We start from the raw sequence: 19,922 nt of genomic DNA on the forward strand, positions 1-19,922 counted from the left end.
TTTTTGTCCCTTCTTATCCTAATTTTTCTAAATAACCGGTATTTTCATAATCCTTTATGCTTCCAAAAAACAGCTGTTTATGTTCCTTTCCCAAATGAAGAATATGGCTGGGATATTGTAAAGCAGATTTCACATCATGAGAAACCATTATTATAGCAACGCCTTCCTTGTTTAAACCGGCAATTAATTCATACATATCCTTTGCTGCTTTAGGGTCAAGACCGTTAACCGGCTCATCTAACATTAATAATCCGGAGGCAGAACAAAGTGCCCTTGCAAGGAGTACCCTTTGTTGCTGTCCACCGGAAAGATTTCTGTAGCATTTATTCTTCAATTCATAAATTCCTGTTCTTTTCATATTCATGTAAGCAGTTTCTTTTTCTTTTTTATTAAAAAAAGGTCTAAGGCCTAATCCGGAAATACACCCTGATATAACCACCTCATATACAGAAGCAGGAAAATCCTTCTGAACAATGGACTGCTGCGGCAAATACCCTACCCTTTTTACGAAATTGTTTATATCAAGCTGTCCTGAAACCTTTGGAATAAGTCCTGCAATTGTTTTCATAAGGGTGCTTTTTCCCGCTCCGTTTGATCCCAATATACATAGATAATCCCCTTCATTTACGCAAAAATCAAGGTCATGTACAATAACTTTTTTATCATAACCCACATTTAACTTACTGGCTTTTAATAGTGACATTTTACAAGTTCCTTTCACATTCTTTACAAATCCCCATTAATACAGAACCATCACAGCTTAATTTAAACCCATGATGATTATATAAATGAGTCGAGATGTCTTCCATAAAATCACACTCCATATGTATTATTTTTCCGCAATTTTTACATTGCATATGAAGATGATTAAAACATTTACTATCTTTATTAATAAACTGATATAAAAAACTCTTTCCGTCTAAAGATTTATATTTCATCAATAAACCCTCTTCAGTATATTTATCTAAATTTCTATAAACTGTTGCAAGATTTATACTGATATTATTTTTAGACAAATAATCATTTATATCAGCAGCAGTAAAATGCTTATCCTTGTTATTTTCCATATACTCCAGAATTATTTTTCTTGATTTTGTAGAATATTCTTTTCTCATTCCGGCGCCTTTCTTATATATTTTGATTAGCGTATTCTTTGTAAACAGTACATTAGAAATCGTCTTATAATATAATAAATTTAAATTAAAAGTCAATAGTATATGCAAATGTTTTGCAAATTTTTTCTATATTTAACCCAAAAAAATACCCCTTAAGAAAAAATCCTAAGGGGTAATTTGCAATAATTCAATATATATTAAAGATTTTATATCTTTATATTACTTGCAAAGAAAATGTCAAGCGGCAACAACATTTACAGCTTTAAGTTTATGGCAGTCATCAGGATCTGATTGAACATCAAAAGTCACCTTCTGACCTTCTTCCAAAGTCTTGTATCCCTCACAAACAATTGCTGAAAAATGTACAAATACATCTTCTCCGGCTTCGTTGGTGATAAAACCATAACCTCTTTTCGCATTAAACCACTTAACTGTACCTTCGTTCATTTTCATGTACCTCCATCATATTTTTTAAATATTCTATACTATATCTAAAATTTAGTTAAAATATATATAAAACATCAAAAAGATGATAGCATTTACCATATAATTAGTCAAGTAATTTAGAAAAAAAGCAGGAAGTTTTTGAAAATTAAATACGCTTCACATACTAAAAGGTACATTTTCAAATTTTTCTTTATTTTCTGAATAATATAAATTCAAATAATCACAAATCAAATCAAGTCCTTCAGAAGTAAATTCATATTCACTTCTAATCTTTTCCTCTGAAGTTTTGTCAAAAGAAAGGGGACCTTTCCAGATATAAACTCCAAACAGGTCCTTGTCTTCTACAGTTTCTTTTGCAATTTTATAATTCATTCCCTTAAAGCTTCCGGTAAAAACTTCCAGTTTATAAAAGGGAATACTAAAAAGATCTTTTCTTTTTATTTCTTCATTCATGTAATCACCTTTTTTCAAGATATTCGGAAAGAACATCAAACAATCTTTCCGGAACAACAGGTTTCATAACAAAACGATCTATTCCATACTCTGATGCATTCATTGAATCATCTTTATAACTATACGCCGTAACAGCTATAATTGGAATACTTATTGCATCCCTTCTGGCAAGATTTCTGATAATCTGACTTGCTTCATAACCGTCCATTACCGGCATCTGTAAATCCATTATTATGGCATCAAAATAACCTTTTTCAGATTTTTTGTATATTGAAACTGCCTCGTATCCATTGTAAGCCGGAATAACTTCAATATTGGCAGAATTCAAAATTGTAGAAATAATTTCCATATTAACCACATTATCTTCTACCACTAAAAGTCTGCTTCCCTTGAAAGAATATTGAACATTAACGAAAGAATCCCCAAACTTTTCTATGGTTGTTTCAATTTTCATTTCTTTAAATGCTTTGTTTTCAAGTTCGACAACTACACAAGTTCCTTTACCTATCTGGCTTGTAATTGAAAGTCTGCCTCCCAAAAGGCTTACAAGATTTTTAACAACAGCTAATCCTAAGCCCACGCCTTTATCTCCGTAGCTTTTATACATGGCATCTGTGGAATAAATATTATAAATATCATTTTTCAAATATTCATTACTCATACCTATTCCATTATCCTTAACTGTATATCTAAAAGCAACATTACCACTGTCAGTTTCTGTTGAAACTATGCTTACCTGTACATTACCACCTTCTCTGGTATATTTCACTGCATTAGACACCAGATTATAAATAATTGTATATATTTTATCATAGTCACCAATAAAACTTTCAGCCTTTAACTCTGATAAATCTATGAAAAAATGTATTTTTTTTGACAAAACAGAAGGCATAACAGTACTTTTTAATTCATCTAAAAGATGATCCAGTCTGACTATCTCATTTTTTACCTTGCATTCCTTATTTGCAAGTAATGACATGGTTTTTATGTCATCCAACAGGTTTTTTAATTTATCTGATGCCTGTAAAATATCAGAAATGCGCTTTTTATTTTGAGGGCTTATATTTTCTTCGTTTCTTAATATATCCGCAAGTCCTCGTATACTACTAAGCTGGGTACGCAGTTCGTGAGAAATATTTTTATAGCCCTGGAATTCAATATATCTCTTGTATTCCATCTCGTATATAGCTTCTCTTATCTGGCTTTCAACTTTCTTTTCACGATCACTGTTTTTAATAAAAATGAAAATAATGGTGGAGGTATTTTTATTGGTTTCCATTTTAACCATATTTACCGATATCCAATGGTATTCTCCATCGGAATATTTAACTCTTAAAGCCTTATCACCATTAATTTTCTTTTGCTCAATATTCTGGGCAACAAAATCAGGATGATATAATTCCTCATACTTAAAAATATCACCCTGATATATTAAATCTTTAATTTTAAAATATGCTTCACTATAACTTTTCGTTGTTATTAAATCAATTGGCATTCGCCTCTTACTTTTTATAAACAAAGTAGAGAAAACGTCATCAGTTACATTTGCCACTAAGGCAACTGAATAAATATTCTTCACTGCTTTTATTATGCTATCATTAACATAAAAAGCCTTATTTTTCATATCACCCTTATTTTTCAACTTCTCTGTTCTCCAAAATCTCTTTGCTTAAATTCTAATTTAGAAATATGCATCTATTACACTTGTGCTGTTCAGTCCTTTCAAATAACTTCCTTCATTTGTGTAAAGACCTGAAATCTTACTAACTGCAGTGGCAGCATAGCCTTCAACTTTAGATGCGTAATTACCTATTTTGGATGCATAGGAACCTGAGCCGTAAAACAATGCTTTAACATCATGGACACTTCCTTCTTTGAAGGTTTTCTCGTCTATGGAAAGCTTGTTTTCTTCTCCAATGGTAATTCCGATTTTCTTAAGCTGCGCTTCAAAAGTTTTGGTAGCTTTTGTCATAAATACGCCTTGCTGTAACATCCTGCTGTTATTGATTTTATCAAAGTCTTCAAGTGATGAATTATAGGATTCCACAAAACTTTTGGCTTTACTGTATAGAGTATCCATATCATATTCTGATTCAGTAGTGCCATCCTCTTTTGTAACTTCTTTCTTGTCAAAAAGACTTGAATTAAAAGCCAAGGAATCAGCTACAGTTTTTAAATTTGATGTATCTGTTTTAAGTTTTGCATAAGAATTCTTAGTAGCCGTCTTATCATCTGAGGTAACGGACTGAGATGTCTTGGTTTCTTTAGCATAATATGCCTTAACCAGCTTACGATAACTGCCGTTTCTAAGTGAACCGTACATACTTAAACTAAAATCATCATTTTGAGATGAATTTGTCCTCTTAGAGGTATAATTATTTTTACCTAAACCTGAAAATAATGTACTTACACTAGAAGAATCTGACATTGTTGATACTGTAAGTGCCATATCGATTCCCTCCTTCACATTCAGGCATCCGAAATATTTTCTCAATATTTAGACCCTTATCCTAAAAAGTAGAAATTAAATAATTTCAATCAATAATATCCATTCTATATGCCAAATAACTAAGAAAAGAACAATCCTTTTTTAGTCATAAGCCTCCAATATCCTATTTTTGTTATCGGCATTTTTCCAGGCAAATTCAGGAGTTATCTGACACTTTATAAACTTTTAACAATAATTTATCATTTTTTTATATTTATGTCCAGCTTATTATATGGAATTTCTATAGAATTTTTATCAAATTCTTCTTTTATTATCTCCAAAAGACTCCACTTTGTTTCAAAAAAATCCGGTGTCTTTACAAAAGCTCTCACTTCAATAATCATAGCACTGTCACCATATTCATCAAGGACAATTTTTACTGCTTCATCTTTTAAAATCCTTTTTTCGTTATCTAAAACACTCCTTATAACATTTTTCACATGTTTTATATCACTGTTATAAGCAACCGGAACTCTAAGACGAATCATTCTTTTTTCTTCATTGGAATAGTTGATAATACTATTATCAGCCAAAACACCGTTTGGTATTACCTGCATGATGTTTTCTACAGTTAGAAGTTTTGTATAGAAAAACTGTATCTCCTCTACTGTTCCTTCCAGGTTGGTAGTTGTGGATTTAATATAGTCTCCAACTTTAAAGGGTTTTATCAAAAGCAGAATAATCCCTCCTGCAAAGTTAGCAAGACCACCTTGAAGGGCAAGACCAACGGTAACACCAAAGGAGCCTAACAAAGCAACTACAGTAGATGCAGTTAGTCCGAAGCTGCTTCCTATTATTACAAATAAAATAAAATATAAAACTATTTTAAGGGTAGAATCTAAAAACTGCTCTGCCCCTATGTCAACATTGCTTTTTTCGAGAGATTTTCTGACAATATTTCTTATTATTGTAATTACCTTGCGTCCGATTAAAAATACAATTACAACCAGAATCAGGTTGATAATAAAATTAATTACATGGGGAGTTATGGATTGGATATATTTTTCCAACATTTTTGTATTTTCAGAAACATCTGTCAATTCTTTAGCGGCATCTGTAACATCTGAAATAGAATCAGCATTACTTATAGATGCCAAAATAAATGACTTAAAATTCATTTTTATTTAACCTTCCATTCTCTTTCGTTATCAATCTCAAGCATAATTTCTGCAAATTGAGGATCAAACTGTGTGCCCATGCCTCTAATCATTTCAGTTCTAACTTTTTCCTGAGGCATAGCCGCCCTGTAACTTCTTGAGGAAGTCATGGCATCATAGGCATCTGCAACTCCTATTATGCGGGCAATTTCAGGTATTTCATCCCCTTTTAATCCCCTTGGATAACCTCTACCATCAAGTCTTTCGTGATGAGAATAGGCACCTTCCGGTATATCTCCAAGATTGGACAGTTTGTTTAAAATTTCATAACCGATAACCGGATGGGTTTTAATAATATCATATTCATCATCAGTAAGTCTTGAAACCTTATTTATAATACCGTCCGGAATACCTACTTTTCCTATGTCATGAAGCAAGCCGGCATAATAAACAACCAGCTGTTCTTTTTCATTTTTTCCGCTTCTTTTAGCTATTTCTCTTGAATACTGGGCAACCCTTACGGAATGACCATTGGTATAGGTGTCTTTTGCATCAATGGTACCTACCAATGCCTCAATTGCCTGAAGGGAGAATTTTTCCTGGTCGTTAAACATTTGCTCAATCTGCTTAGCCATTTCGTTAACGCCAATACTTATCTTACCTAACTCGTCATTGGTTATCTTGGTTACACGAGCGCTAAAATCTCCGTTTGCAATATTAGTAATGGCATCACTTGTCCTTGCAACATAACCGCCAATATAATTTGAAAAGAATATTATGAATGAAACCAATGCTACAAGAGAAAACAGAGTAATACTTGTAATGCTATTTTGAATTGATCTGATATCTTCACTAATAGCCTTTTTGTTTGCCGAAACATCCAATATGGCGACAATTTTGTCCCCATCTTTCAAAAATTTAATAACATCTTCATAAGATGAAGTAGCCGTAGATGAAGAAACCAGATAACAAACGCCCTGATCACCAACTGCTTCTATAGTTGACGGAACATAAATTCCCAGAATATTCTTTAATCTGTTAATAAAATAATTTACCAGTGAAGGAGTCTTTTCCTCCTGATTTTTTAAAGTATCTATCTTTTTATAATAAAATGTTTCAAGATAGGATATTCCGTCGCTGTTGTAAATAATTGGATTAACTCCGGTTTTGCTGTTGTATGCATAGATATTTACAGAAATATTGTCATAATTAATATTACTGTTATCATCATATATAACCCCATTCATATCGTTTGATAATTCAACAATACTGTCACCGTTAAAAGCATCTGTCGCTCTCAGTTTTAAAACAGTATCCATATCCAGATGCGATTCTATCATCTCGGAAATGGCAATTGATTCGTCATCCAGCTTTTTACTGTAATTAATATCAATTGTATATGTAACTACCAAATCTAAGGCTATAAACAAAAGCATAACCAAAGGAATTATTATTACAAGCAATTTATTTCTAATTGTGAAGTTATTTCTTATGGTAAATACTATTACCCATAAAAGTCCCATTGCGGTTATAATATTTCCTAATACTCCGCAAAAATTCTTTATAAAATTCAAAAAACACAAATTAAAAGGTAACTTAAAATTACTTTTTAGCTTTGTTGTGCCTTCTTGTGTATTATTGCTGTCTAAATCTTTTATAAAACAGGAATCTGCATCCATTCCTGAAATTCCCAAAAACTTGACAACTCCATCATCTGTATTTATTTTTTCAAATCTTATATCTGTAATTGCTGATTTTATTAGCTGATCGTAATACAAATCATCATTTTCAAACTCTTTGCCCTCTTCTTTCCAGGCTTCTCTGACATTAAAAAACAAGTTTAGTTTTCCGCTTTTTGTATCATATTCATAAATCTTATCAGAGCCCATTCCATCAAGAATGTAATATTTTTCATCATTATAAAGTGCAGTAACCGGATTGATGTTATCATCATTTTCATTATCTACGGAATAGTCAAACTGTTTTGCAATATGATAATCTCCACTGACCGTATATTTTCCGATTTCTCCATCTGCCCATGTAATAATATAACCATTGTTAATTTTTCTTGTAGAATTATCTTCAATATTATAAAAAGTACAATCCTTAATGTAGTTATCAGCAGATAAATCTTTATGCTCATATTGACCAATCTGATTAGGTGTAGAATCGCCATTCATGGACATGACTTTAGAAGCAAGTACCCCATCTTCTTCAAAATATTCCAGATAATAAATATTATCCTGTAATACATGAATTCCATATAAGGACTCGCTATACCTGCTGGCTTCCTCGGAAAAATCCTCATAACAGGTGTATTGGTCAATCAGTTTTCCGTCAATATCAAATTTAAAAATGTATTCCCCACGAACTGCGGCAGTGTCATCTGTTGTATTAAGATAAACATAAAGATAGTCGTTCTCATCAAAAGTAATATCATTTAGATTTACTTTCAACTCAATATCATAATCCTCAGATTTCTTTTCGGAAACATCTTTAAAAACACCATTGACATCAGAACTTTCAATGATGCTTTTAATTTTATTATGTTCATAATCAATTATATAAACTCTTTCATAATTATCATTAACTGCTAGATAAGACTTATCCATATTAAAATCCTGATAGGCTACAGAAGAAAAATCAGCCTTATGTATACCTTTTCCATAGTCATATTCAGGATTAAAAAATTTAAAGGCAAAATTTATTATAATAAGGATAATTCCTATGATAAATAATATCCAGCCGACCGGGAGTCTTTTACTCATAATGAAGGTCTCCTTTTTCAAAAATTACAATTTTTTTCACATTTTTCACTCCCTTAAAATAATCAATTATTGTGGTAATAAATAATTTATTCTAAAATCCCCCTTACAAATATCTCAAAATCATATTTACTAATTAATATACACAAATCGACTATAAATAATTCGACATTTATTTGTGATTTAAGTATAATATATATTGCATTTTATTGGCAAAACATACATATTGCTTTTTTTCAATAATAGTATAACCATAAATATTAATACACTAAATAGAAGAATTTTGCAATTATTATTTGTAAAAACATTCATATGTTAATCACTATGAGAATTATCGACTTATTTTTCTTATTATTAAATAGTCTAAGGGGTTTTTATGTTTAGAATCCCCTAAAAAATAATCAATTATGTATATTGTCAGTATGCAGTTATGAATAAAATTCATCATAATTAATAATTTTACTAATAAGTACAAATAGTGACGATTTATCTGTATCTTTTTAAAAAATTTGCTAATTTGCACAAAAATGGAGGAAGAATTTTGAAAAAGAAACTAGTTTTACAGCATGATGAAAAGGATTGCGGTGTTGCCTGCATTGCATCAATATGCAGAATGTACGGAAGCAATATTGCTGTTCACAAGGTTAGAAATCTGGCTAAAACAGATATTAATGGAAACAGCATATATAGCCTTAGTGTTGCCGCCCAGGCCTTAAATTTTGATGCTGAAATCTATGAAGCACAAATCAAGGATATGTATACGGAAGAATTTACTTATCCGGCAATTGTACATACAATTGTCGACAATTCCCTGCAACATTTTTCCATTGTTTACGAAGCCAACGACAAATATGTGGTTGTAGGAGACCCGGCTTTAGGTATCATTAAATATACCGTCAAAGAGTTTGAAAACATATGGACTGGATATTGTATGATGATGAAACCCAATGAAAACTTCGTCAAAGAAGAAAAGGAGAAATATTCTATTAAAATTTCTCAAAAAACTATACATTCTTTGGTATTCCTGTTTTCAGTAACAGCATTTATATCTGTAATAAGTATTTTAGCCAGCTACTACTACTCTGTTTTAGTTGACTTTCTTATACCGGATGCCAATCATTTTAATATGTACCTTGCTGCGGCGGTCACCTGTGGGTTATTTATTCTGATTTTTCTACTAACCTTTTTACGACAGAATCTTTCTGTAACCATCAATAAATTTTTGGATGTAGAATTACTATATGAAAGCTTATCTCACATGATTACCCTGCCTTTAAACTATTTTGTAACCAGGACTCCAGGGGAAATGCTTAATCGTTTCCAGGAATTTGAATATATTAAAACTGTCATGTATGAATCCGGTATTAATGTAATTATTGATGCCATAATGGGTATTTTTGCTTTAATTATTTTAATAAAAGTAAATCCCTCCATTCTCCTGGTTATTGTTGGAACAATTGCCCTGTCACTATCGGTGGTATTTATGAGGATAAAAAAATTAAACCTTTTAAACAGGAAGAAGTTTTCACAACATGCTTCTTTTATTTCCCTGATGGAACAGGTTTTTCGAGGCATTGAAACCATAAAAAACTATGCTGCCTATAAATATTTTGGTGAGCAACTTAGATTGAGGCAAATTCAATACCAAAACGAGCAATATAAAAGCTATTTTGAAAAGAAAAGACAGGAAAATATTGTCAGATTTTTCCTTGATTTTGGAATGGTCATGTCCCTTTTGTATTGTGGACTGGCAGTAATAAACAATACCCTTTCCATTGGTAATCTTATGTGGTCTTATATCTTAATAGATTATATTTTCAGACCAGTTAAAACTTTTATGCAAAATCAAAATGAGCTACAAGACTCGATGCTTTCCATTGACAGATTAAATGATATCTGCGCTCAGGACCCGGAAGCTGACAGGGGAAATAAAACTCTTGATAAAATTAAAAGTCTGGAATTTAAAAACATGACCTTCCAATATGGAATGCGTGACCCTGTTTTAAATGACATTAACTTTAATATCTCTCAAGGTGATACCCTTGGAATTGTTGGTTTAAGCGGCTCCGGAAAAACAACCCTAGCAAAACTTATAATGGGATTTTTTCAGCCGGTAGAAGGTGAAATTCTTGTAAATGGCGAGGATATGATGAATTTTCCTCTAAGTGAAATAAGAAACAGAATCGCCTATGTTTCACAAAATGATTACTGGTTTCAGGATACTTTATATAATAATCTGACATTTGGAAAAGAAGATATTGATGAACAAAAGATAATCGATCTTTTATACCTTGTTGGCATGGGTGACTTTTTTGAGGAAGATCCTTTTGGCTTAAATATGATAGTCGAAGAAAATGCTGCTAATCTCTCATCCGGAGAAAAGCAAAGGCTTTCTATAGTCAAGGCATTGATAAAAGAACCTGATATACTTATTATGGATGAATCCACAAGTAATCTTGATATTATGACGGAAAACAAGGTTATTTCAGCCATTGAGAGTTCTAATATACCTATAAAAATAATAATTGCTCACAGGCTCCATACCCTTGTTTTTTGCAAGGATATTCTGGTATTAAACGATGGTCAGGTTGGTGAATTTGGCCATAGAGAAGACTTGTTGGCCAGCGGTGGTTTATACGCAGATATGGTCAATTTAAATGATAACAGATAACAAAAAATAATTTACTTTCTTGGCAAGGTTTAAATTTGTCAGGAAAGTTTTTTTATATGAAACTGAGTACTGTTTGACGATTAAAAAAAAACCCTTAAAGGATTAAAGCGGACATTCGGAATCCGCTTCGCTACTTCCTCATGAACGCAGTGGCACTTTGTGCCACCTGTCAGAAGGGGCTTTAACCCCTTCTGACACTAGTGAGCTTATACCCCCCGCTTATAGCTTACGCTTTTGAAGCGAGGGATTGCTTACACTGCGTTCAAAAAAAAGAACGATGCTGTTAACATCGTCCTTTACCACTTTTAAAGTATTAAATTAATTAGTCTAAGAATCAAACTTTTGGCCAAACTCTTCTTCTTCCGCCGTTAACCTTCTTAGCCTCTGCTACAGTAACTTTCTTCAAGCTTAACACCTCCTCATTAAAATAGTCCACTCAACATTAGTAATAACCTAATACAAAATCAATTGTATCATAATTATTAAAGAAGTCAACCACATTTGTTGATATTTTTTATAAACAAGAATTATATTAATTATTAAGTATAAATTTATGTTTGATTTGTTGAACTGTGAGATTAATGTCATCAATTAATTAAATTACTCTTAACTGTATATAAAATAAATTAAAAATCGAGAAATTAATTGATATAAAAATCAAAATTTGACTTATATTTATTAATAGAAATGAATAACACTGAATACTTATTAATAAGCTTGTATCAAAGATACAATACTTTTTTTAAAATGCAAAAAATATGCGATTTTACTTACTTTTTTACCAAGATAAGAAGATATTTTCATAACGCTCATGTACAATTTTAATGCCCTAATTCCAATCGGTCAATTATAAATTATTACAAATAATAGATTTCATATGAAGCAATTGCCGTTAAATTGACTAATCATATTTTAAACTTATTAATAAAAATCAAAAACTCTAAATCTAGTAATTTTTATTAATATGAAAATATTCAATCAATTTATGTAAAAAACAAAAAAGAGATGAGCTATCTTTCTTTCTAAGTATCCATTTCCCCATTTTATAGTAAAGCGGACATTCGGAATCCGCTTCGCTACTTCCTCATGAACGCAGTGGCACTTTGTGCCACCTGTCAGAAGGGGCTTTAACCCCTTCTGACGCTAGTAAGCTTATACCCCCGCTTAAAGCTTACGCTTTTGAAGCGGAGGATTGCTTACACTGCGTTCAAAATCCGGATAAATGACTTAGAATTCATAACTCATCTCTTATATTCTATTTGTTTATTATTATTATTTTACTACTCTGACTTTAATAACACCGTCTACAGCTGCGATTTTTGCTTTTAAATCATCTGTAACTGTAGCAGCAGTATCAATAAGTGTATAAGCAAAATCACCTTTACTTTGGTTGGTCATTTTTTCAATGTTGATTCCAGCTTCTGCAAGAATTGCTGTGAACTGACCAATCATATTTGTGATATTTTTATGGAAAATACCAACTCTTCCTGCAACCTCACAAACACCAAGGTCACAATTAGGGAAGTTTACAGAATTTTTAATATTACCATTTTCGATATAGTTAACAAGCTGATTAACTGCCATTACTGCGCAATTATCTTCTGCCTCTTTAGTTGAAGCTCCAAGGTGTGGAATAACAATTGTATCCTCGTTTCCAATAACACCAGGTGTTGCAAAGTCTGTAACATATTTTTTAATTTTTCCGTTTTCTAAACCTTTTAAGAGTGCATCTTCATTAACAAGACCATCTCTTGAAAAGTTTAAGATAACTACTCCGTCTTTCATGAGTTCAATTGCTTTATCATCAATTGTATTTTTTGTATCAGCTGTAAGCGGTACATGAACAGTGATGAAATCACAATTTTTGAATATTTCATTGATATCTTTAATATGTTCTACAGTACTTGAAAGATTCCAAGCTGTATCTACAGAAATATATGGATCATAACCTAATACTTTCATTCCAAGGCCACTTGCTGCATTTGCAACTCTTGCTCCGATAGCACCAAGACCGATTACACCAAGTTTTTTACCGTAGATTTCTTCTCCGGCATATTGTTTTTTCTGTTTTTCTGCTGCTGCTCCAACATTTTCATTTCCTTCCTGAGTATCAACCCAGTTTACACCACCTATAATGTCACGAGATGCAAGAAGCATACCAGCTATAACAAGCTCTTTTACTGCATTGGCATTTGCTCCAGGTGTATTAAATACAACAATTCCTTTCTTTGCACATTCTTCAACAGGAATGTTATTAACACCGGCACCGGCTCTGGCAATAGCTAAAAGCTCTTCGCCTAATTCCATGTCATGCATTTTTGCACTTCTTACTAAAACTGCATTAGCTTCTTCGTATTTATCTGTCTCTACAAAAGCATCTGTCATTAAATCAAGTCCTAATCTTGCGATTGGATTTAAACATGTATATTTAAACAATTCATTATCCTCCATTAAATAAACTAGTACAATTCATCCATTTATCAATTTACCATGGTGAATTATAAACTTAAAAAAACTTACTGATAATAAGCCATTATCTAAAAATTTACTGTGGCATCAGTATCGATACCACAGTAAAAGTAATTCTCAATATCTGATTAATTATTTATTTTTAGCTTCAAACTCTTTCATGAATTCAACAAGTTTCTCAACACCTTCTTTAGGCATTGCATTGTAAATACTTGCTCTCATTCCACCAACAGTTCTGTGTCCTTTAAGATTTTCAAGACCTGCTTCTTTTGCCTCTGCAACAAATTTTGCATCTAAATCTTTGTCACCTGTAACAAAAGGTACATTCATAAGTGAACGGTCTTCTTTAACAACTGTTCCCTTAAATAACTCACTTTGATCAAGGAAATCATAAAGAATCTTAGCTTTTTCTTCATTTTTCTTTTTAATAGCTTCAAGTCCTCCCTGTGCTTTAAGCCATTTAAATACTTTACCACAAATATAAATTCCATAACATGGTGGTGTATTATATAATGACCCTGCATCAGCCTGAGTTTTAAACTGAAGCATTGTTGGAACTCCTTCTAAATCCTCTTCAGGTATTAAATCTTCACGAATTATCGCAATAACTACACCTGCCGGTCCAACATTCTTTTGTACTCCTCCGTAGACAATTCCGTATTTGGAAACATCTATTGGCTCTGATAAGAAACAAGATGAAACATCTGCTACAAGAGTCTTTCCTTTTGTATTTGGAAGAGTTTTGTATTTTGTTCCATATATTGTATTGTTTTCGCATATATATACATAGTCAGCATCCTCTGAAATTGGAAGATCGGAACAATCCGGAATATATGTAAAAGTCTTATCCTCTGATGATGCAACTGCATTTGCCTTTATGAATCTACCAGCTTCTTTGTAAGCTTTTTTAGCCCACTGACCTGTAATTATGTAATCTGCTACACCATTTTTTTTGAGGTTTAATGGTACCATTGAGAACATGAGAGATGCTCCGCCTTGTAAGAAAAGAACCTTATAATTATCTGGAATACCCATTAATTCGCGGATATCTTTTTCTGCCTCTTTAATGATATCATCAAAAGCTTTCGAACGATGACTCATCTCCATAACCGACATGCCGGTTCCTCTATAATCTAACATTTCTTCTGCTGCTTCTTTAAGAACGCTTTCAGGTAAAACAGCGGGACCTGCTGAGAAGTTATACACTCTACTCACTTCTAATTCCTCCTTTAAGTATTTTAAAAATTAAATGTATTTTAGTTCTTTGATAATTATTTGTCAATAGTAATATTTATACAAATATGAACTACATTTTTCCATTTTTTATATCATTTTCATCAAACACATCACTAATAGGTGTATTTGGAGCCACCATTGGCCATACTTTCTCATCACTGTCAATCACAGCATCAATTACAACTACAGTTTTCGAATCTATAGCCTCTTGTATTGCAATTCTAAATTCTTCAGGATTAGTAGCTCTTAAGCCCTTTGCTCCCATTGCTTCAGCAAGTTTAACATAGTCAACCTTGTCTTCTAAGATAGTCTGAGAGTATCTTTGACCATAGAACAAGGATTGCCACTGTCTTACCATTCCTAAAACATGGTTATTTACAACAACCTGAATGATAGGTATATTGTAGCGGGCAGCTGTAGCTATTTCATTCATGTTCATTCTAAAACAGCCATCACCGCCTATATTTATGACAGTTTTATCCGGTTTGCCAACTTTTGCACCTATACAGGCTCCTACACCATATCCCATGGTTCCAAGACCACCTGAAGACAAAAATGTCCTTGGTTTCGTGTATTTGTAATACTGTGCAGCCCACATCTGGTGTTGTCCAACATCTGTTGTAATTATAGCCTCACCTTTTGTTGCTTTATAGATTTCGTCTATAAGCATAGGTCCGTTTAATACATCATTTTTTATTGAAAGAGGATACTTAGCTCTAAGTTTAGCAATTATATCCATCCATTCTTTTCTATCTTTTTTATCAACTTTTTCAACAATTCTTTTTAAAATTGCCTTGGCATCACCAATAATAGAGCAATTTGTTTTTATATTTTTGTTGATTTCAGCTGCATCAACATCTATATGGATTATTTTTGCATTTTTAGCAAAAGCAGATGCTTTCCCTATTACCCTGTCAGAAAAGCGCACTCCTACAGCTATTAAAACATCACATTGTGATACACCAAGATTGGCTGCTTTCGTTCCATGCATACCAAGCATACCTGTATAACGCTCATTTACACCCGGAAATGCTCCTTTACCCATTAATGAGTCTGTAACCGGTGCATCTATTTTTTCAGCCAATTCAATAAGCTCTTGTGATGCATCAGAAATAACACATCCACCTCCCACAAACAGGAAAGGTTTTTGTGAAGCATTTATCATTTCAACTGCTTTGTCTATATCAGCATCTATGATGGTATTAGTCCTTCTTTTAACTGTTACCGGTTCTTTGTATTCATATTCTGTTTTATTTGCAGTAACATCCTTGGTAATATCAACTAAAACAGGTCCAGGTCTTCCTTTTTTTGCAATTATAAAGGCTCTTCTGATGGTATCAGCAAGTCTGTTTACATCTTTAACAATAAAATTATGCTTTGTAATAGGCATAGTAACACCTGCTATGTCAATTTCCTGGAAACTGTCCTTTCCAAGAGCCGCCACACCTACATTGGCAGTTATGGCAACAATAGGTATGGAATCCATATACGCAGTCGCTATACCTGTAACAAGATTTGTTGCCCCAGGACCCGAAGTAGCAAAGCATACTCCTACTTTTCCCGTCGCTCTTGCATAACCATCAGCTGCATGAGATGCACCCTGCTCGTGGGAAGTCAAAACATGTCTTATTTCTCCACTGTGTTTATATAATTCATCATAAATATTTAAAATTGCACCTCCAGGATAGCCAAAAACCGTGTCAACTCCCTGTTCTTTCAAACATTCAATTACTATTTGGGATCCGGTAAGTAACATATGTCAATTCCGCCTTTCATATTGTTATTAAATCTATTATTTTTTAGGGATTTCTAATATTGCCCCTTTATTTCCGGAAGTCACAAGTTCATGGTACCTCGCCAGATATCCACTTGTAATTTTTGGCTGTCTTGGTTTCCAGTTTGCCCTTCTTTTCTCAAGTTCTTCGTCAGAGATAACAAAGTTCAGGGTATTATTAGGAATATCAATTTTTATAATATCCCCTTCCTCTACCAATGCAATGTTTCCTCCAACTGCTGCTTCAGGAGAAACATGTCCGATAGATGCTCCTCTTGAGGCTCCAGAAAACCTTCCATCTGTTATTAATGCTACACTTTCTCCTAATCCCATTCCGGCAATGGCGGATGTAGGGTTGAGCATTTCACGCATACCAGGACCGCCTTTTGGTCCCTCATATCTAATAACCACAACATCCCCTGCAACTATTTTTCCACCTTTTATAGCATCTATGGCATCTTCCTCACAATCAAAGACTCTTGCAGGGCCTTCATGTACCATCATCTCAGGTGCAACAGCGGAACGCTTTACTATACCTGAATCAGGTGCAAGATTTCCTTTTAATACAGCTATTCCACCATCTTTGCTATAAGGGTCTTCAACAGTTCTGATAACCTGAGGATTTTTATTTACACTGTTTTTAATGTTTTCCCCTACAGTCTTTCCTGTTGCTGTAATAAGATCAAGATTTAACAGATTTAACTTATCAAGCTCTTTCATTACGGCATAAACCCCACCTGCTTCGTTTAAATCTTCCATATAAGTAGGACCAGCCGGAGCAAGATGACAAAGATTTGGTGTTTTTGAACTTATTTCATTTGCAATGTCTACATTTAAATCTACACCTGCTTCATGAGCAATAGCCGGCAAATGTAACATGGTATTGGTTGAACATCCAAGAGCCATATCTACTGTCAATGCGTTTATAAATGCCTCTTTTGTAAGAATATCTCTTGGTCTGATATTTTTTTCGTAAAGTTCCATTACTTTCATTCCGGCATGTTTTGCAAGTTTTATTCTCTCAGAATAAACTGCAGGAATGGTTCCGTTACCCTGTAATCCCATACCTATTGCCTCTGTAAGACAGTTCATACTGTTTGCTGTGTACATACCTGAACATGAACCACAGGTAGGACATACCTTATTTTCAAATTCTTCCAGTTCATTTTCATCGATTGTACCTGCAGCATATGCTCCAACTGCCTCAAACATGCTTGAAAGACTTCTCTTTCTACCATTTACATGTCCTGCAAGCATTGGACCACCTGATACAAAAACAGTAGGAACATTGACTCTGGCTGCTGCCATTAATAATCCCGGCACATTTTTATCACAGTTTGGCACCATAACCAAAGCATCAAACTGATGAGCTAATGCCATACACTCTGTAGAATCTGCTATTAAGTCCCTTGTAACAAGAGAATATTTCATTCCAACATGTCCCATGGCAATACCATCACAGACAGCTATTGCCGGAAATACTATCGGAGTTCCACCTGCCATTGCAACGCCAAGTTTAACGGCTTCTACAATTTTATCCAGATTCATATGTCCCGGAACGATTTCATTGTACGAACTTACAATACCGACAAGTGGCCTTTCCATCTCTTCTTTAGTTAAACCTAATGCATTAAACAAAGATCTGTGTGGTGCCTGTTGTACACCTTTTCTTACTGAATCACTTTTCATATTTAATCTTCTGCCGAATAGTAAGTTAACGGCAGTTCCTCCTTTCGTAGTTCTTATTTAATATATGAAGCTATAATGTCACCCATTTGAGAAGTGGATAGTTGTCTTTTTCCCTCTGACATTATATCTATTGTTCTATATCCATCCTTTAAGGCCTGTTTTATGGCTGATTCAATGGAGTCTGCCTCTTTTTCAAGGTCTAAAGAAAATCTCAACATCATTGCCGCAGAAGCTATAGTGGCAAGAGGATTTGCTATATTTTTTCCTGCAATATCCGGAGCAGAACCATGACTTGGCTCATAAAGCCCAAATTTGGTTTCATTTAAACTTGCTGAAGAAAGCATCCCGATTGAACCGGTGACCATACTGGCTTCATCAGATAAAATATCTCCAAACATGTTTTCTGTAAGGATAACATCAAACTGTCCCGGGTCTTTAACCAGCTGCATGGCACAATTATCAACCAGCATATGCTCTAAAGTAACTTCAGGAAAATCCTCAGCTACCTCCTCAACAATTTTTCTCCATAATCTGGAAGAATCCAAAACATTTGCCTTATCTACACTTGTAACTTTTTTTCTTCTTTTCATTGCTATTTCAAATCCTTTTATAGCAATTCTTCTTATTTCATTTTCATTGTATTTAAGAGAGTCCCTCGCTACCAATATGCCATCCTCGGTAACGGTACTTCTTTCGCCAAAATACAGACCTCCGGTTAATTCTCTTACTATAACCATATCAAAGCCCTTTTCCATAGTTTCTTCTTTTAAAGGACATGCTGCTTTAAGCTCATCATATAACAATGCCGGTCTTAAGTTTGCAAAAAGGTTAAGAGATTTTCTAAGTTTCAACAATCCTGCTTCCGGTCTTTTATCTGCTGGTAATTTATACCAAGGGGATTTGGTGGTATCTCCACCTATAGAACCCAATAACACACAATCATTTTTTTTACACTGTTCTACTGCTTCATCCGTAAGCGGATCACCGCATGCATCAATTGAGGCTCCCCCCATTAACACCTCTGTATAGTGAAATGTGTGTCCATACACTTCACCAATTTTATCAAGGACTTTTATAGCTTCATTAACAATCTCAGGCCCTATTCCATCACCTTTTATTACTGCTATATTTTTTTCCATTTTGAATATCCCTTTCTTTTTACATAGTTACTTTTTATATTAAATACATCTGCACTTTAATTCTTTAATTATTTTTCACTTTAATCCGTTAAAATCAGATTTATAAATAATAGAAATCCCAGATAGCTGAGATTTCTATTATATAAAATAGTTCTTATTTCTTTTTGATTTCTACTTTATCGTTTTTCTCTGTACCTGTAGCATCAGCAACTTTTTCAACTTCTACTATTGCTGCTTTCTGCATAGGTATACGACAATTTTTGTTATTTCCAAATTCTACTATTATAGTATCATCTGAAATATCAATACAAACTCCATAAAATCCACTTGTTGTAAGAATTGTATCCCCAACCTCTAAATCTGCAAGCATAGCCTTCTTGCGCTTAGCATCCTTTTGCTGTGGACGAAATATTACAAAATACATAAATACGAATAAAATTGCAAGCCATCCGACAACAAATAAATTACTCATTGTGGAACTACCTGTACCACTTGTAGCTAAAATATTAGCTAATGCCATATCATTACCTCCTAAAGATTCTTAAAAACTATAACGTAAATTATTCTACACAAGATTTT

General features: G+C 33.3%; 15 protein-coding genes. 1 reads left to right on the forward strand and 14 read right to left on the reverse strand.

All coding sequences use genetic code 11. The features are described from left to right. Positions 1-13: 13 nt before the first annotated feature. From BM153_RS01480 to BM153_RS13580, 8 genes are all read right to left on the reverse strand, one after another. A complete protein-coding gene (locus BM153_RS01480) occupies positions 14-703 on the reverse strand; it encodes a metal ABC transporter ATP-binding protein (RefSeq protein ID WP_092870035.1) in 690 nt (229 codons plus the stop codon). Position 704: 1 nt separating this feature from the next. After that, on the reverse strand, positions 705-1,115 hold the full coding sequence (locus BM153_RS01485; RefSeq protein WP_092870037.1) for a Fur family transcriptional regulator: 411 nt from the start codon (positions 1,113-1,115) through the stop codon (positions 705-707). 237 nt (positions 1,116-1,352) lie between these two features. Further along, positions 1,353-1,562 (reverse strand): cold-shock protein, encoded by a 210-nt coding sequence (locus tag BM153_RS01490; RefSeq protein WP_092870039.1) that lies wholly within the window; start codon positions 1,560-1,562, stop codon positions 1,353-1,355. A 156-nt stretch (positions 1,563-1,718) separates the two neighbouring features. Beyond that, on the reverse strand, positions 1,719-2,015 hold the full coding sequence (locus BM153_RS01495; protein WP_092870041.1) for a hypothetical protein: 297 nt from the start codon (positions 2,013-2,015) through the stop codon (positions 1,719-1,721). 4 nt (positions 2,016-2,019) lie between these two features. After that, a complete protein-coding gene (locus BM153_RS01500; protein ID WP_092870043.1) occupies positions 2,020-3,657 on the reverse strand; it encodes an ATP-binding response regulator in 1,638 nt (545 codons plus the stop codon). Positions 3,658-3,696: 39 nt separating this feature from the next. Then, complete coding sequence (locus BM153_RS01505; protein ID WP_092870045.1) at positions 3,697-4,464, reverse strand: hypothetical protein; 768 nt, start codon at positions 4,462-4,464, stop codon at positions 3,697-3,699. Positions 4,465-4,703: 239 nt separating this feature from the next. Further along, complete coding sequence (locus BM153_RS01510; RefSeq protein WP_092870047.1) at positions 4,704-5,621, reverse strand: mechanosensitive ion channel family protein; 918 nt, start codon at positions 5,619-5,621, stop codon at positions 4,704-4,706. A 2-nt stretch (positions 5,622-5,623) separates the two neighbouring features. Continuing rightward, a complete protein-coding gene (locus BM153_RS13580) occupies positions 5,624-8,368 on the reverse strand; it encodes an HD domain-containing phosphohydrolase (protein WP_177205532.1) in 2,745 nt (914 codons plus the stop codon). A gap of 538 nt (positions 8,369-8,906) precedes the next feature. Here BM153_RS13580 and BM153_RS01520 point away from each other — a divergent pair. Further along, on the forward strand, positions 8,907-11,036 hold the full coding sequence (locus BM153_RS01520; RefSeq protein ID WP_143088255.1) for a peptidase domain-containing ABC transporter: 2,130 nt from the start codon (positions 8,907-8,909) through the stop codon (positions 11,034-11,036). 1,272 nt (positions 11,037-12,308) lie between these two features. Here BM153_RS01520 and BM153_RS01525 read toward each other — a convergent pair. The 6 genes from BM153_RS01525 to yajC all read right to left on the reverse strand — a co-directional run bounded on the left by BM153_RS01525 (position 12,309) and on the right by yajC (position 19,863). Further along, positions 12,309-13,472, reverse strand: coding sequence for a phosphoglycerate dehydrogenase (locus BM153_RS01525; RefSeq protein WP_092870051.1), 1,164 nt, complete (start codon positions 13,470-13,472; stop codon positions 12,309-12,311). 165 nt (positions 13,473-13,637) lie between these two features. Then, positions 13,638-14,720, reverse strand: a complete 1,083-nt coding sequence (gene serC, locus BM153_RS01530; RefSeq protein WP_092870053.1) for a 3-phosphoserine/phosphohydroxythreonine transaminase — start codon at positions 14,718-14,720, stop codon at positions 13,638-13,640. Between the two features lie 91 nt (positions 14,721-14,811). Then, a complete protein-coding gene (ilvB, locus tag BM153_RS01535) occupies positions 14,812-16,497 on the reverse strand; it encodes a biosynthetic-type acetolactate synthase large subunit (RefSeq protein WP_092870055.1) in 1,686 nt (561 codons plus the stop codon). A 36-nt stretch (positions 16,498-16,533) separates the two neighbouring features. Then, positions 16,534-18,204, reverse strand: coding sequence for a dihydroxy-acid dehydratase (gene ilvD, locus BM153_RS01540; protein WP_092870057.1), 1,671 nt, complete (start codon positions 18,202-18,204; stop codon positions 16,534-16,536). Between the two features lie 53 nt (positions 18,205-18,257). Then, a complete protein-coding gene (leuB, locus tag BM153_RS01545) occupies positions 18,258-19,343 on the reverse strand; it encodes a 3-isopropylmalate dehydrogenase (protein WP_092870059.1) in 1,086 nt (361 codons plus the stop codon). A 154-nt stretch (positions 19,344-19,497) separates the two neighbouring features. Next, positions 19,498-19,863, reverse strand: coding sequence for a preprotein translocase subunit YajC (gene yajC / locus BM153_RS01550; RefSeq protein ID WP_092870061.1), 366 nt, complete (start codon positions 19,861-19,863; stop codon positions 19,498-19,500). Positions 19,864-19,922: the final 59 nt, after the last annotated feature.

It is taken from the genome of Acetitomaculum ruminis DSM 5522 (assembly GCF_900112085.1).
Taxonomy (GTDB): Bacteria; Bacillota; Clostridia; order Lachnospirales; family Lachnospiraceae; genus Acetitomaculum; species Acetitomaculum ruminis.

Coding starts and splice junctions, on each gene's coding strand:
- BM153_RS01480 (WP_092870035.1), bottom strand. CDS start 703: ATGTCACTATTAAAAGCCAGTAAGTTAAATGTGGGTTATGATAAAAAA.
- BM153_RS01485 (WP_092870037.1), bottom strand. CDS start 1,115: ATGAGAAAAGAATATTCTACAAAATCAAGAAAAATAATTCTGGAGTAT.
- BM153_RS01490 (WP_092870039.1), bottom strand. CDS start 1,562: ATGAACGAAGGTACAGTTAAGTGGTTTAATGCGAAAAGAGGTTATGGT.
- BM153_RS01495 (WP_092870041.1), bottom strand. CDS start 2,015: ATGAATGAAGAAATAAAAAGAAAAGATCTTTTTAGTATTCCCTTTTAT.
- BM153_RS01505 (WP_092870045.1), bottom strand. CDS start 4,464: ATGGCACTTACAGTATCAACAATGTCAGATTCTTCTAGTGTAAGTACA.
- BM153_RS01510 (WP_092870047.1), bottom strand. CDS start 5,621: ATGAATTTTAAGTCATTTATTTTGGCATCTATAAGTAATGCTGATTCT.
- BM153_RS13580 (WP_177205532.1), bottom strand. CDS start 8,368: ATGAGTAAAAGACTCCCGGTCGGCTGGATATTATTTATCATAGGAATT.
- ilvB (WP_092870055.1), bottom strand. CDS start 16,497: ATGTTACTTACCGGATCCCAAATAGTAATTGAATGTTTGAAAGAACAG.
- ilvD (WP_092870057.1), bottom strand. CDS start 18,204: ATGAAAAGTGATTCAGTAAGAAAAGGTGTACAACAGGCACCACACAGA.
- leuB (WP_092870059.1), bottom strand. CDS start 19,343: ATGGAAAAAAATATAGCAGTAATAAAAGGTGATGGAATAGGGCCTGAG.
- yajC (WP_092870061.1), bottom strand. CDS start 19,863: ATGGCATTAGCTAATATTTTAGCTACAAGTGGTACAGGTAGTTCCACA.